General features: G+C 65.5%; 14 protein-coding genes and 1 tRNA gene. 9 read left to right on the top strand and 6 right to left on the bottom strand.

Going from position 1 to position 12,940, the window contains the following annotated elements:
• Nucleotides 1–67: 67 nt before the first annotated feature.
• Complete coding sequence (locus R4P57_RS25275) at nucleotides 68–982, top strand: alpha/beta fold hydrolase (RefSeq protein WP_317805614.1); 915 nt, start codon at nucleotides 68–70, stop codon at nucleotides 980–982.
• Nucleotides 979–1,617, top strand: a complete 639-nt coding sequence (locus R4P57_RS25270; RefSeq protein ID WP_317805613.1) for an LON peptidase substrate-binding domain-containing protein — start codon at nucleotides 979–981, stop codon at nucleotides 1,615–1,617. Before R4P57_RS25275 ends, R4P57_RS25270 begins: the two co-directional genes overlap by 4 nt.
• A 69-nt stretch (nucleotides 1,618–1,686) precedes the next feature.
• Here the strand turns inward: R4P57_RS25270 and R4P57_RS25265 are convergent.
• Nucleotides 1,687–1,760: transfer RNA gene (locus tag R4P57_RS25265), tRNA-Met, on the bottom strand.
• 79 nt (nucleotides 1,761–1,839) lie between these two features.
• On the opposite strand from R4P57_RS25265, the gene R4P57_RS25260 reads away from it, so the two are divergent.
• Nucleotides 1,840–2,619 (top strand): enoyl-CoA hydratase/isomerase family protein, encoded by a 780-nt coding sequence (locus R4P57_RS25260; RefSeq protein WP_317805612.1) that lies wholly within the window; start codon nucleotides 1,840–1,842, stop codon nucleotides 2,617–2,619.
• Here R4P57_RS25260 and R4P57_RS25255 read toward each other — a convergent pair.
• Complete coding sequence (locus R4P57_RS25255) at nucleotides 2,602–3,219, bottom strand: DUF998 domain-containing protein (protein WP_317805611.1); 618 nt, start codon at nucleotides 3,217–3,219, stop codon at nucleotides 2,602–2,604. The genes R4P57_RS25260 and R4P57_RS25255 overlap by 18 nt on opposite strands.
• 66 nt (nucleotides 3,220–3,285) lie before the next feature.
• Between R4P57_RS25255 and R4P57_RS25250 the strand changes: the two genes are divergently transcribed.
• The gene (locus R4P57_RS25250; protein ID WP_317805610.1) at nucleotides 3,286–3,849 is read left to right on the top strand and encodes a TetR/AcrR family transcriptional regulator; all 564 of its coding nucleotides are present in this window, start codon (nucleotides 3,286–3,288) and stop codon (nucleotides 3,847–3,849) included.
• Nucleotides 3,846–5,201, top strand: coding sequence for an ABC1 kinase family protein (locus R4P57_RS25245; RefSeq protein WP_317805609.1), 1,356 nt, complete (start codon nucleotides 3,846–3,848; stop codon nucleotides 5,199–5,201). Before R4P57_RS25250 ends, R4P57_RS25245 begins: the two co-directional genes overlap by 4 nt.
• Nucleotides 5,202–5,235: 34 nt before the next feature.
• On the opposite strand, the gene R4P57_RS25240 is transcribed toward R4P57_RS25245, so the two are convergent.
• Entirely contained in the window at nucleotides 5,236–6,213 is a 978-nt protein-coding gene (locus R4P57_RS25240) for an NADPH:quinone oxidoreductase family protein (protein WP_317805608.1), read from the bottom strand.
• A 105-nt stretch (nucleotides 6,214–6,318) separates the two neighbouring features.
• Between R4P57_RS25240 and R4P57_RS25235 the strand changes: the two genes are divergently transcribed.
• Together R4P57_RS25235 and R4P57_RS25230 are read left to right on the top strand one after the other, a co-directional pair.
• Nucleotides 6,319–7,005 (top strand): dienelactone hydrolase family protein, encoded by a 687-nt coding sequence (locus R4P57_RS25235; RefSeq protein ID WP_317805607.1) that lies wholly within the window; start codon nucleotides 6,319–6,321, stop codon nucleotides 7,003–7,005.
• Nucleotides 6,992–7,900 (top strand): amidohydrolase family protein, encoded by a 909-nt coding sequence (locus tag R4P57_RS25230; protein WP_317805606.1) that lies wholly within the window; start codon nucleotides 6,992–6,994, stop codon nucleotides 7,898–7,900. The genes R4P57_RS25235 and R4P57_RS25230 overlap by 14 nt, the downstream gene beginning before the upstream one ends.
• A 9-nt stretch (nucleotides 7,901–7,909) precedes the next feature.
• Here R4P57_RS25230 and R4P57_RS25225 read toward each other — a convergent pair whose 3' ends face one another.
• Together R4P57_RS25225 and R4P57_RS25220 are read right to left on the bottom strand one after the other, a co-directional pair.
• On the bottom strand, nucleotides 7,910–8,755 hold the full coding sequence (locus R4P57_RS25225) for a patatin-like phospholipase family protein (RefSeq protein WP_317805605.1): 846 nt from the start codon (nucleotides 8,753–8,755) through the stop codon (nucleotides 7,910–7,912).
• A 29-nt stretch (nucleotides 8,756–8,784) separates the two neighbouring features.
• Nucleotides 8,785–9,639, bottom strand: a complete 855-nt coding sequence (locus R4P57_RS25220) for a lysophospholipase (protein WP_317805604.1) — start codon at nucleotides 9,637–9,639, stop codon at nucleotides 8,785–8,787.
• Between the two features lie 167 nt (nucleotides 9,640–9,806).
• Here R4P57_RS25220 and R4P57_RS25215 point away from each other — a divergent pair, with 167 nt between their 5' ends.
• Nucleotides 9,807–10,991, top strand: coding sequence for an alkane 1-monooxygenase (locus R4P57_RS25215; protein WP_317805603.1), 1,185 nt, complete (start codon nucleotides 9,807–9,809; stop codon nucleotides 10,989–10,991).
• Between the two features lie 7 nt (nucleotides 10,992–10,998).
• Here R4P57_RS25215 and R4P57_RS25210 read toward each other — a convergent pair whose 3' ends face one another.
• Nucleotides 10,999–12,201, bottom strand: coding sequence for an ATP-binding protein (locus tag R4P57_RS25210; protein WP_317805602.1), 1,203 nt, complete (start codon nucleotides 12,199–12,201; stop codon nucleotides 10,999–11,001).
• 228 nt (nucleotides 12,202–12,429) lie between these two features.
• On the opposite strand from R4P57_RS25210, the gene R4P57_RS25205 reads away from it, so the two are divergent.
• Nucleotides 12,430–12,897: a 2-isopropylmalate synthase gene (locus tag R4P57_RS25205; RefSeq protein ID WP_317805601.1), complete on the top strand. Its 468-nt coding sequence runs from the start codon at nucleotides 12,430–12,432 to the stop codon at nucleotides 12,895–12,897.
• The last annotated feature ends 43 nt before the right edge of the window (nucleotides 12,898–12,940 follow it).

Here is a 12,940-nt window from a genome sequence, read left to right as displayed (position 1 = left end):
TACGTTTGTGCCAACGGCTCACTGAGCCACGCGACGATCCGGGAATCACACGACGAGGAGGTCGACCATGAGTTCATCGTACGAATTGCAGTCGGTAGAACTACACAAGGACGTCCTGCGATACGTGGACATCGGCGACGGCCCACCCGTGATTCTGGTGCACGGCCTGCTCGGATCGCATCAGTCCTGGGGCACGCAGCTGGAACGTCTGTCGCACAGGTATCGGGTCATCGCACCCGATCTGTTCGGACACGGTGAGTCCGACAAGCCGACCGGCGACTACTCGCTGAGTTCGCACGCGGCCACCATTCGCGACCTGATGGACCACCTGAACATCGACTCTGCACCGATGGTCGGTCACTCTCTCGGCGGCGGCATCGTCATGCAGCTGACGTATCTCTTTCCCGAGCGAGTCGATCGCCTTGCCCTGGTCAGCAGTGGTGGCCTGGGTCCGGAGGTGAGTTTGGTGCTCAAGGCCGCGACGCTACCCGGCAGTGAGCTGGTGTTGCCGCTGCTCGCATCGGACTGGTTCCGTAGGAATACCGAAAGTGCGCTGGCGCAGTTGGGCAAATGGGGTCTGCCGGTCGAGCCGGGACCAAGCATGGCCGAGACCTGGCGGTCGTTCCGGTCGGTCGCAGACCGCTCCACCCGCGGCGCGTTTCTGGCGTCGACGCGAGCCGTGGTGGGCCCGCGTGGTCAGACCGTCAGCGCCAAACAACATTTCGAGAAGTTCGAGTCGATTCCGTCGCTGCTCGTCTGGGGCGGCAAGGACCGGATGATTCCCGCCAAGCACGCCGACAACATTCGACGCGAGGTTCCCAACAGTCGCGTCGAGATCTTTCCCGACGCCGGCCACTTTCCCCAGCTGGACGAGCCGGACTTCTTCTTCCGACTGCTCGACGAATTCCTGGACTCCAACCCGACCGAGAAGAGCGCGCCTGCGGCGATCACCCCGGCGGCTGTTCCGCTGCAGCACCCGTGAGCGTGACCCCGATGTTCCCGCTCGGCAGCGTGCTGCTCCCCGGCGAACGCCTACCACTGCACATCTTCGAGCCGCGCTACCAGGCTCTGGTGCACGACTGCCTGAAGCAGGACGATCCGAGCTTCGGCGTGGTACTCATCGCGCGTGGTCACGAGGCCGGCGGCGGCGACGTCCGGCATGATGTGGCCACGACCGCACACATCATCGGTCACGAGTCCATCGGCGACGGCCGATATCTACTCGAATGCGTCGGCGGTGAACGGATCAGGATCGACGCCTGGCTGCCGGACGACCCGTACCCACTGGCCGACGTTCGAGCGTGGCCGGACGAAGAGACCGCCGCGGTGATCGCCGACACCGAATTCGACGCGACCTGGGCGCGGGTCGAGGATCTCTACGAGCTGATCGGCCGACTCGAATCGACGGAAAGCATTGCCACACCCGGTGTTCCGGACTTCCTGGGCCTGCCGATCTCGGCCGCCGAGAAGATCTGGTCGCTGGTAGCTCTGATTCCGATGGGTCAGTCCGATCGACTCGACATCCTCTCTGCGCCCGACGCCAGAGCACGCATGACCGCTCTCGACGACGCCATCGAAAATGTCACCGCCGTCGTGCAATTCAGACTGCAGCCCTGATCCGCGAACACCTCGGCAACACAGACAAGTCAGGCCCGACATCATCGATGTCGGGCCTGACTTGCGTAGTAGCGGGGACAGGATTTGAACCTGCGACCTCTGGGTTATGAGCCCAGCGAGCTACCGAGCTGCTCCACCCCGCGTCGGGTATTCACCACGCTACATGCCATCTCGGCAGTCTCCCAATCGCCAGGTCAGCCGCACGCTCTACGGTTCTGAAGTATGCCAACCGCACTTTCTCCCGTCCTGACTTTTCCGCACGAGGCCGTCGCGCAGATCACCCTGAGCAACCCGCCGGTCAACGCGCTGACCCGTCCGGCGACGCGGCGACTGCGCGCCGTCCTTCTCGAGCTGGCCGACGACGCCGCGGTTCGGGCAGTCGTTCTCACCGGCGACCGGGTGTTCAGTGCCGGCTCGGACATATCCGAGATGCCCGAGATGCAGGACGGCGGTGACGTGCTCGCCCGCAAGAGCATTCTCGAGAACGCCACCCTCGAGTTGCTGGACGATCTGCCGCTGCCCACGGTCGCGGCAATCGACGGATTCGCGTTGGGCGGCGGCCTCGAGCTGGCGCTGTGCTGCGACCTCGTCGTCGCCGACGAGGGGGCTCGACTGGGACTCCCAGAGATCGACCTCGGTGTGATCCCCAGCAGCGGCGGGTCCATGCGTGCGCTGCGGCGGGTCGGTCAGGCACGCGCCGCCGAACTGGTGTTGCTCGGCGAGCCCGTCTCGGCCGAGACTGCTCTGGAGTGGGGCCTGATCAATCGGGTCGCTCCGCGCGGACAGTCCTTGTCGGTGGCACTGGGCTTGGCGCAGGCGCTGGCGCGAAAATCCCGCTCTGCTGTTCGGGCGAACAAGCGCGCCCTCGCTCTCACGTTCGGCGAGTCCCCGGGCCTGCCGGCACGACGGTCATTGCCGGTGTTCGAGGAGGCGTTCGAGTCGGCCGACGGCAAGGAGGGCGTACGCGCCTTTCTCGCCAAGGAATCACCCGAGTTCGGATAGGCGGCGCTTGACCAGAATCGTTGCGCCGGTGACGATCTCCCATCCGATGATGGTGTAGACCGAGATGCGCTCGAATGTTCCGCCGCCGAGGATTCCCGTGTCCGCGAGAAACAGGGCCAGCCCCACCAGGCCGGCCACTCCTGCAGTCGCACTGCCCACGGTGTACCAGCGCGGCGCACCGAGGCGGCCGCCGTATCGGCCTGCGGCCAGCAGTACCAGGTTGCCGCCGACGATCGCCATGCCTGCACCCACCGCATGGGGCGTCGATGCCCCGTCGACCGAGGCGTGAGCGAGCCCGACGACGATGCTGCCGACACCGTGCACAACGGAGGTACCGGCCACGATCCACCGCGCGCGGCCCTCGAAGAGCACCGACAGTCCCAGCCCCGCCAGGACGAACAACGTGCCGTCGACGACGAAGCCGGTGTTCATCACCGCGTGCAGCGGCGAGATGTCGGGGATTCCGAGGTCGCTGATGTTGTTGCGGGCGTAGCTGTACGGCCGGTCCGTCCAACCGAGCGCGGCGACGGCTTCGGCGGCCAGATAGGTCACCCCGCCGACGAGGAAGGCTCCGGCTGCCAGGACGGTAGTTCTCTTCACGACTGCATGACCCATCTCGAGAACCCGAATACACCCGGCGTGTACCGATTGGTACAGTACCGGCTCATGAGCGATCGCCACGACGTGGTGCCGGTACTCGCAGGGGTGTTCCGCGACCACGGTTTCGACGGGTCGACCCTCGCGGTCATCAGCAAACAGACCGGCCTGGGGAAAGGCAGCCTCTACCACTACTTTCCGCGGGGAAAGCAGGAGATGGCCGAGGCCGTCCTCGACGACGTCGAGCAGTGGTTCCACCACAACGTGTTCGAGCCGTTGCGACACGGCACCGATGCCGCGTCGACCACCCGCGAGATGTTCGAGCAGACCGCGCGATACTTCCGGTCCAATCGCCTGGTGTGCCTGTTCGGAGCGTTCACACTCGGTCTCGAACGTGCTGTGTTCTCGGGCCGCGTCACAGCGCATTTCACCCACTGGATCGACGCCCTCACTCCGGTACTGCGCCGTCTGGGACACGGCGAATCGGCAGCCGAACTGGCCGAGGAGATCGTGGCCGGCATTCAGGGCGCGCTGGTGCTCTCACGCGCCTCCGACGATGCAACGCGGTTCGATCGACTGTTGGCGCGCCTGGAAGCCACGGCCGCGCGTGTACCTGCAGGGGCGCACGTATGACCCCCAATCCCTTGACACCCAAGCCTGCACCCGAGCTGAAGACTTTCGGGGTACGAGAACTGCTGCGACTCATCGTCATCGGCTCGGTCTTGGCGTATTTCCAATTCGTCGCGATCGGCCGTTGGGTACGCGCGCCACGGCGGGGGTGGCCGCTGCACGCCTCGGAGGCCGTCGTCGACGCCTTCTTCGTTCTCGGACCCACCTTCGTCAAGGTCGGGCAGTTGATGGGGTCCTCGCCCGGGCTGTTTCCGAAGGTCCTCGCCGACACCTGCCTGCGCTGCCTCGACGAGGTGCCACCGTTCCCCGGATCGCAGGCGCGCGCGGTGATCGAGGCCGATCTGGGCCGCGGAATCGACGACCTGTTCTCCTCGTTCGACGACGTGCCGCTCTCGTCCGCCTCGGTCGCTCAGGTGCATCTGTGCGTGCGCCGCGACAACGGCCGTGAAGTGGTCATGAAGGTGCAGCGGCGAGGCATCTACCACCGCATGAAGATCGACCTGCGTATCGCGTACCTCATCGCCCGCGGACTCGAGAAGTTCATTCCGTTCTTCGCCACGGCCAACGCGTCGGCGATCATCGTCGACCTGCACGCTGCCACCTTCACCGAACTCGACAGCGCTGTGGAAGCCAAGCGTCAGGACAGCTTTCGCGCGGCCATCGGCACGTTCGGCGACAACGCCCACGTCACCGCGCCCGAGGTGTTTCTCGACTACTGCGGCGGGCGCGTCATCTGTATGGAGCGCATGCACGGCTCCCCACTCGACCGCTACGAGCCGGGAGAGCAGTCCGAGCTCATCGTCCGCCGCGCCGCCAAGGTCTGGATGGAAGCCCTTGTACTGCACGGTCTCTTCCACGGCGACGTACATGCGGGCAACGTGTGGGTCCTCGACGACGGCAGGGTGGCGTTCCTCGACTTCGGAGTCATGGGCGAGGTGGACGAGCAGTGGCGCGCGCTGCTGCTCGATCTGTTTCACGCCACCGTGATCGATGGCGACTTCACCCGGCTCGCGGGTACCGTCAAGCGGCTGGGAATCGTTGCACCGCAAATGGGTTCGGACGTCGAGGTCGGCGCGATCCTACAGTCGGTGTTCGCTCCGATGCTCTCGGCAACCCTCGCGCATTTCAGCCTGGCGGACTTCATTCGAGCGCTGGTGGGCATGGGCAAGCAGTACAAGACGTCGAGCCCGGAGGAATTGATCCTGGTGGCCAAGCAGCTCGGCTACTTCGAGAGATACGCCATCGAACTCGCTCCGAACTGGGCGCTCGGAACCGATCCGTTCGTGTTCAAGAACGTCTTCCCCGCCGAGATCGCGGCACTGGCCGAGGCGAGAGGCGTCGAGCTGCCGGAATGACTCGGGCGTCGACGCCCGGCAGCTCGACGGCACATCACCGCGTGAAGTCGAGCACCACTTTGCCTGCCGCAGTGCGGTTCTCCAGCGACGCGATGGCGGCAGCCGCATCGGCAGCCGGGAAGACCGACGGCTCCGGCGCGCTGAGCGATCCGTCGGCGAGGAGCGGTTCGATCTCGGCCCACTGGGTGGCGAGGTAGCCCGGGCGCGTCATCCACCACGCACCCCAACCGACGCCGACGACGTCGACGTTGTTGAGCAGCAATCGGTTGACCTTGACCGTCGGGATCTCTCCACCGGTGAAGCCTAGCACCAGAATTCGGCCCGACGGCGCGAGCGAGCGAATGCTGTCGGTGAACCGGTCACCACCCACCGGATCGACGACGACGTCGACGCCACGGCCGCCGGTCAGTTCCTTGACCGCGTCCTTCCACCCGTCGACGAGCACCACATCGGTTGCTCCGGCGGATCGCGCGACATCGGCCTTGGCCTCCGAGCTCACGACGGCGATGACGCGAGATGCGCCGAGTACCGGAGCCATTCGCAGCGCGGAGGTTCCGATGCCCCCTGCTGCGCCGTGCACCAGAACCGTCTCGCCCGGTGCCAACCGGCCACGTTCCCGGAGAGCGAAGTGCACCGTCAGGTCGTTGAACAACAGCCCTGCCCCTGCGGAGAGGGACACCGACTCGGGCAGCGCGAACACCGTGTCCGGGGATACGACGGCGACCTCGGCCATACCGTCGCTCAGTCCCGTCAGGGCGGCTACTCGATCACCTGCAGAGAAGCCGGACTCCGGCGGTGCCGACCGAACGATGCCGGCGATCTCGCTGCCGGGTACGAACGGCAACTCGGGCTTGTACTGGTAGAGCCCGCGGGTGAGCAACGCGTCGGGAAAGGCGACGCCCGCGGCATGGACCTCGATGACCACCGACCCGTCGCGCGCAGCAGGCTCGTCGACGTCCACGACGGTCACCGAATCGGGGCCGTCGAGGCTGGAGATCTGTACCGCGCGCATGAGTTGTCCTCTCGGTCGGGATCGTTCCCTGCCCGCCACCGTACAAAACTGCGGAACGCACCGTGGTTACCGGCATGCCGTACTGGCATGTGCTCCAATCGAGGGATGAACACCACTCCCCTCACCGTCGTTCGGCCCGACGGTGATGCCCGCGGCGGCGTCATCGTCATCCAGGAGGCCTTCGGGGTCACCGACCACATCGTCGACGTTTGCAACCGCATCGCAGCCGCCGGATGGGTCGCAGTCGCACCGCACCTGTTCCACCGGCAGGACGGCGTCACCGTGCTCGACTACTCGGACATGGATTCGGCCATGGCGGCCATCGGGAAACTCGAGGCGGACGAGGTGGACTCCGACGTGGACGCAGCGGCAAGCGCACTCGCCGAACTGGGATTCGAGCCTTCGTCCATCGCGATCGTCGGCTTCTGTATGGGCGGCACCGTCGCGTTCCAGACCGCTGTCCGACGCCCCCTCGGTGCGGCAGCGACGTTCTACGGCGGCGGAATCACGAAGGGACGCTTCGGCTATCCCGCAATGGCCTCGGTGGGCGACGCTCTCCAGACGCCATGGCACGGATTCTTCGGAGACCTCGACGAGGGCATCCCGTTCCAGGACGTCGAGACGCTACGCGAGATCACCGCGACCGCGCCGGTCGACTCCGAGATCACCCGCTACGCCCACGGCAAGCACGGATTCCACTGCGACGACCGCCCTGCGGTGTTCGACGCCGACGCCGCCGCCGACGCCTGGGGCAAGACTCTCGAGTGGTTCGACGCCCATGTCGCACGCTGAGCCGCCGCGCTCCGACGCCGAACTCGTCGACGAGACGGAACGGATCGTCGCCTTCTGGACCGAGCTGTCGCTGCCCGGACTGTTCGACGTCCACTCGCACTTCATGCCGAAGAACGTGATGGACAAGGTGTGGAGCTACTTCGACAGCGCAGGTCCGCTGACCGGCAGCGTCTGGCCCATCTCGTACCGATTCGCCGAAGACGAACGGCTGCAGGTCATTCGAGGATTCGGGGTACGGCACTTCACCTCGATGATCTACCCACACAAGCCGTCGATGGCTGCCTGGCTGAACTCCTGGGGAGCCGATTTCGCGGCGCGCACGCCCGATTGCCTACACACGGCGACGTTCTTCCCCGAGGAAGGCGCGGCCGACTACGTCGAGCAGGCGGTGGCCAACGGAACCCGAATCTTCAAGTCTCACATCCAGGTCGGAAACTACTCCCCGAACGATCCTCTGCTCGACGGCGTCTGGGGCACGATCTCCGACGCACAGATACCGGTGGTGATCCACTGCGGCTCCGGTCCTGCACCCGGTGCCTACACCGGTCCCGAGCAGATTGCCGATCTGCTGCAACGCTTTCCGAAGCTTCCGTTGATCATCGCGCACATGGGCATGCCCGAGTACGTCGACTTCCTCGACCTGGCCGATCGCTACGAGAAGGTGCGCTTGGACACCACGATGGCATTCACCGACTTCACCGAGGCGGGCGCACCGTTTCCGAGACACGAGTTGCCACGACTGCTCGATCTGCAGAGTCGCATTCTGTTCGGCAGCGACTTCCCGAACATCCCGTACCCGTATCTACATGCCCTGCAGGCAGTGAGCCGACTCGACCTCGGCGACGACTGGGTTCGTGCCGTCTGTTGGGGAAACGGCGCTGCGCTGTTCGGCTAGAGAGGTTCTCTAGACCCAGAACTCGGCGATGCGTTCCGCGATGGCATTGCCCTGTGCTCGTCCGGCCACGGCTGCAGCCGATCGGACCGCGATGTCGGTGGCATCGGGTCCGATCGCGGCCGCCGAATCTGCATCGGGTGCAATCACTTCCACCTTCGAGCCACCCTTGACCAGTCGTTCTCGTTCGATGTCGAAGGGATCGTGTTCCAGGTCGAGTGCGCCTACCCTGAATACAAGCACCTTCTCGAAACCGACTGCCAGATCCGCGTTTTCGCTCGCGCGGATACCTCCGTCGACGTAACGATGATCGCCGATCGTGACCGGGGGCCACATTCCCGGGATGGCGCAGCTGGCGGCCACCGCGTCGACCAGTTGAACGCCCGAGCCACGATCGAGAACTCGATGCCGGCCCGTCAGCGCGTCGACGGTGACGATCCGCAGATCGCGTCTCGGCCACGAGTGCGACGGCAGCCGTCGTTCGATGATGGCCCTGCGCTCACGCTCGGTGATCGTCGAGGCCGCCAGCGCCTCGGTGCCGATGCGCCTGCGAGTGTCGATGGCACTGCCGTCCGAGTTCTGAGCCGCCCGAGCCAACATGGAGACCAGTTCGTCGATGGTCGCCTCGGCATGCGGTTCGTGGTCCTGCTTCGCTTCGTCTGCTTGACGCTCGAACAACTCGGCCAACGCGGTTCCGCTCGAGATCTGCGCTGCCACCGAGGAGCCTGCCGACGTTCCCAGCAGCATCTCGGCATCGGTGACGTCGGCTCCGGATTCTGCCAATCCCAGTAGGACACCCGTCTGCCACGCAATACCTGCGACTCCGCCGCCGCCCAATACGAGTGCTCGCCTGGTCATGGTCGTACCCCCTTCTTCGAAAAGATCCGTCAGGAACTTACAGCGCCGGTGTGTACACGTGGACGCAGCCAATCGACGAGGTCGTCGAGTACGCGCTCCTTCTCCGGTTCGTTGAACACTTCGTGGAACAGCCCGTCGTACGTTTTCAGGGTCAGGTCGTCGGATCCGGCGAGTTCGGCGATGAGTTCGCTGCCCGAGACATCGGCCAATCCGTCTGCTGTCCCGTGCTGGAGCAGCACGGGAATCTTCAGCGAGGGCAACCGCGCGGGGAAGGTCTCCCCGACGCCGAGCATCGCTGCGGCCAGGCCCGCCGGAACGGTGCCGTGGTAGCCCAGCGGATCGGCGACGTAGGCGTCGACGACCCTCTTGTCGCGCGAGACGAGCTTGGGGTCGAGTTTCAGTACGGGAATTGCCGGTAGGAAACGTCCGAGGATCTTACCCACCGCCACCAGGGCTTTCGGCTGTCCCACGCTGGGAGCCACTGCAGGACCGGACAGCATCAGACCGTCGAGGTCGCCCTGATGGTCGAGTGCGTACGACAGTGCGATGGCCCCGCCCATGCTGTGGCCGAGCAGGAAGGTGCGCTGATTCGGATGCTCAGCGGCTGCGATGCCGAACAGCGTGTGCAGGTCGTCGGTGAAGTCGGACCACTTCTCCAGCGACACCCGTTTGCCACCGGACCGCCCGTGTCCGCGATGGTCGGGCGCGTAGACGACGAGGCCGAGCGAGCCCAGCCGTTCGATGACGTGCCGGTACCGGCCGGCGTGCTCGGCCAGGCCGTGGGCCAGCACGACAATCCCGGTCGACGTGGTCTCGGGGGTCCAGACGTCGTAGACGATTCGGGTTCCGTGAACTCCGACGAACGACGACTCGACATGCTTCATTCGGTCACCGTACAAGGGCAGTGGGGCGTTCGACGGCCCATCGGAGAACCTACAAATATTTGGTTGGGTAACTATCCTGGTGGGACGGGCGATGTAGTTGTGACACGCCACTACCGAATGTCCTCGTCCCTCGGGGCACGGCACCGAACAGGAGTGAAGAATCCAGAATGCGTGATGAGTCCGCCACGAGCACGTCGCTGCGGTGGCGCGACCCGAAGCGCTACCTGTGGCCGCTGGGGTTGATCATTCCCCTGAGCCCGTTCCTGGCCTGGGGTCTGGTATCACTCCTCGGCCCCGGGGCGTTCTGGACCCTCGGCCTGATGATCATGGGCATCGCCCTACCACTGGTGGACAAGTTCGCCGGACTGGACCGCACCAATCCCCCGGACGAGGCGATCGCCGCGCTGGAGAACGATCGGTACTACCGCTGGTGCGTCTACCTGTTCCTGCCGCTGCAATATGCGGGGCTCGTCGCCGCCTGTTATCTGTGGGCGCACGGGCCGCTGGGAGTTCCCGAGCGAATCGGCCTCGCGATCACCGTGGGTATCGTCGGTGGCGTCGGCATCAATGCCGCCCACGAACTGGGTCACAAGCGCGAGCTCCGCGAGCGTTGGCTCTCCAAGGTGACGCTGGCGCAGACGCTCTACGGCCACTTCTACGTCGAGCACAACCACGGCCATCACCTGCGCGTGGCGACCCCGGACGACCCGGCGTCGGCCAAATTCGGCGAGTCGTTCTGGAAGTTTCTGCCGCGCACGATCGTCCACGGTCTGCGCTCGGCCTGGGAGCTCGAGTCCCGACGCCTCGCGCGGCAGGGCATGTCGAGGTGGACCCACAAGAATCACCTGTTCAACGCCGGTGCCATGAGTGTGTCGCTGTTCGGCGTACTGATCGCCGTCTTCGGCACGGTGATCGTGCCGTATCTGCTGGTCCAGGCGGCCATCGCCATCGTCCTGTACGAGGCGGCCAACTACCTCGAGCACTACGGATTGCTGCGACAGAAGCGCCGCAGCGGTCGATACGGAAAGCCGACCCACCGGGACAGCTGGAACAGCGATCACCTCTGGAGCAACCTGTTCCTCTACCATCTGCAACGTCACAGCGATCATCATGCGAATCCGGTGCGCCGATACCAGGCACTGCGCACCGTCGACGAGTCCCCACAACTACCGGCCGGCTACGCGGTGATGATCTTCTGCGCGCTGGTTCCGCCGCTGTGGCGCAAGGTCATGGATCAGCGTCTGATCGACTTCTACGACGGTGACCCGGAGCTCGTCAACGTCGACCGCTCCGACCCCAAGGCTGTGCGCAAGCTCGAGCAGCTGTGCGTCGAGCGGGACCGGGCACACTAGGCGGCCGTCAGACCGCCGCAGGTTCGTCGGTCTGCGCCCGCAGGTAGCGGCCGAAGTGCGGCACTGTGAAGGCGATGGTTCCTCGCTCGGCCGAGTAGATCAGGCCCTTCTTGATGAGTCCGTCCCGCGCCGGAGACAGCGACGCCGGCTTGCGCCCCAGCTCGGTCGCCACGGCAGAGGTCGGCACCGAGCCGTCGTCCACCGACAGTTCGGCCATCGCACGCATGTATTCGCGCTCGGCAGGCGTCGCGCGTTCGTAGCGAGAACCGAAGAATCCGACGGCCAGTTCCTCTTCCGCCGTCGGGGCTGCGACGCGCACGTCCTCGACGGTGATCGGGGTGTCGGCCGCGAGATCCCACGTCGCCTTGCCGTACGCCTGCACGAAGTACGGGTAACCGTCGGCGGCCGCATACAGCGCGTCGAGCGCGTCGGGGGTGAACTCGACGTCCTCGCGATCGGCCGGGGCGATCAGAGCCAGGTCGGCCGCGGCTCGTTCGAGTCGGCCGATCCGGTGGTAGCTGAAGAGTCGCTCGGAGTAGCTCTTGGACGCCGACAGCACGGCAGGTAGGTGCGGCAGTCCGGCCCCGACGATGATCAGCGGCGCGGTGTCCTGACTGAGCTCGTGGCAGGCGGCACACAGCGCGGAGATGTCCGCGGGTCCCAGATCCTGCATCTCGTCGATGAAGATGGCGATCCCCACGCCCACGTCGCCGGCCAGCGCGGAGGCGTCGAGCAGCAGTTCCACGAGGTCGATCTCGATGTCGCCGGAGTCGGCGCGGCCGGTCTTCGCCGGGACGTCGATGCCCGGTTGCCACCGCTCCCGCATGCCCTTGTCGGCCGTGGAGCGCAGAGCGAAGGCCTTGAGCACGCCGAGGAACTCGTCGACGCGTTCGGGATCGCGATGCGAGGCCGCGATGCCGCGGACCGCCATGTGCAGCGCCGACGACAGTGGTCGACGCAGTTCCTGGTCCGGCCGTGCCTCGATCTTGCCGGTGCCCCATCCGCGGGCGATGGCTGCGGATCGGAGGTGGTTGAGCAATACCGTCTTCCCGACGCCTCGCAGCCCGGTGAGTACGACGCTGCGTTCCGGTCGGCCGCGGGTGATGCGTTCGAGCACGACGTCGAAGGCGTCGAGCTGCTTCTTTCGGCCTGCGAGCTCGGGTGGGCGCTGGCCGGCGCCGGGAGCGTAGGGGTTACGCACGGGGTCCATGGGGCCAAAGTTACAACGAGTCGTGCGATATATGCGGACATCTAGTTCGTGTCCTAGAGATCTGTATTCACTCGATACTTGCGCCGCAGCCCACGTCGCCGCTAGGTTCGGAGGCGTGAAGCGCATTCTCGTAGTACGCCGCCGTAGCGGGGTCTGATTCGGACCGACCCCTCGCTGCGGGTCGTCGTGCTCTCTCGGTCCTCCCTTCACATTCGGAAGACCACCCTCATGAATTCACTTGCTTCCACTTTCGCCACAGATCCTTTCCATGCCCGCTTCGGCTGTGCCCTGCCGCGCACGATGCGCGACGAGATCACCTGGCAACACATGTCGTGGGCGAATTTCACCGACCGCTTCTCGCCCGCCACCGGACCTCTTCGGCTCGGATCGTGGACTGGGACGAAGACGAGCGGCGGAAAGATCGAGTTCGACGCCACCTTCGGTATCGGTGACACGATCATCGCTTGTGCCGCAACGACATACGGGCCGATCGAGGCGTTGACGTCGATGCTCCACGACGCCGGATTCCGCATCGAAATCCTCTCGTTCCACCAGCAGATCATCGGCGACGAGACCGCCACCTTCGTCCTGGCCGAGAACGACGGTCGCCGCGAATGGTCGATGGCCATCGAGGCCGACGCAACCCTGTCGGCCGTCCGGGCCGTCATCGCCGGAGCGAACATTCTGCATCGGTAGCGCTTTCTTCGCCTGTCTAGCACTTGCTCAATACAGGCGAAGA

The organism is Rhodococcus sp. IEGM 1330, from assembly GCF_033142445.1.
Classification (GTDB): Bacteria; Actinomycetota; Actinomycetes; order Mycobacteriales; family Mycobacteriaceae; genus Rhodococcoides.
The sequence above is the reverse complement of the archived record's forward strand: the minus strand, read 5'-3'. Positions and strand labels throughout refer to the sequence as shown.

Coding starts and splice junctions, on each gene's coding strand:
- R4P57_RS25275 (WP_317805614.1), top strand. CDS start 68: ATGAGTTCATCGTACGAATTGCAGTCGGTAGAACTACACAAGGACGTC.
- R4P57_RS25260 (WP_317805612.1), top strand. CDS start 1,840: ATGCCAACCGCACTTTCTCCCGTCCTGACTTTTCCGCACGAGGCCGTC.
- R4P57_RS25250 (WP_317805610.1), top strand. CDS start 3,286: ATGAGCGATCGCCACGACGTGGTGCCGGTACTCGCAGGGGTGTTCCGC.
- R4P57_RS25245 (WP_317805609.1), top strand. CDS start 3,846: ATGACCCCCAATCCCTTGACACCCAAGCCTGCACCCGAGCTGAAGACT.
- R4P57_RS25240 (WP_317805608.1), bottom strand. CDS start 6,213: ATGCGCGCGGTACAGATCTCCAGCCTCGACGGCCCCGATTCGGTGACC.
- R4P57_RS25235 (WP_317805607.1), top strand. CDS start 6,319: ATGAACACCACTCCCCTCACCGTCGTTCGGCCCGACGGTGATGCCCGC.
- R4P57_RS25230 (WP_317805606.1), top strand. CDS start 6,992: ATGTCGCACGCTGAGCCGCCGCGCTCCGACGCCGAACTCGTCGACGAG.
- R4P57_RS25225 (WP_317805605.1), bottom strand. CDS start 8,755: ATGACCAGGCGAGCACTCGTATTGGGCGGCGGCGGAGTCGCAGGTATT.
- R4P57_RS25220 (WP_317805604.1), bottom strand. CDS start 9,639: ATGAAGCATGTCGAGTCGTCGTTCGTCGGAGTTCACGGAACCCGAATC.
- R4P57_RS25215 (WP_317805603.1), top strand. CDS start 9,807: ATGCGTGATGAGTCCGCCACGAGCACGTCGCTGCGGTGGCGCGACCCG.
- R4P57_RS25210 (WP_317805602.1), bottom strand. CDS start 12,201: ATGGACCCCGTGCGTAACCCCTACGCTCCCGGCGCCGGCCAGCGCCCA.
- R4P57_RS25205 (WP_317805601.1), top strand. CDS start 12,430: ATGAATTCACTTGCTTCCACTTTCGCCACAGATCCTTTCCATGCCCGC.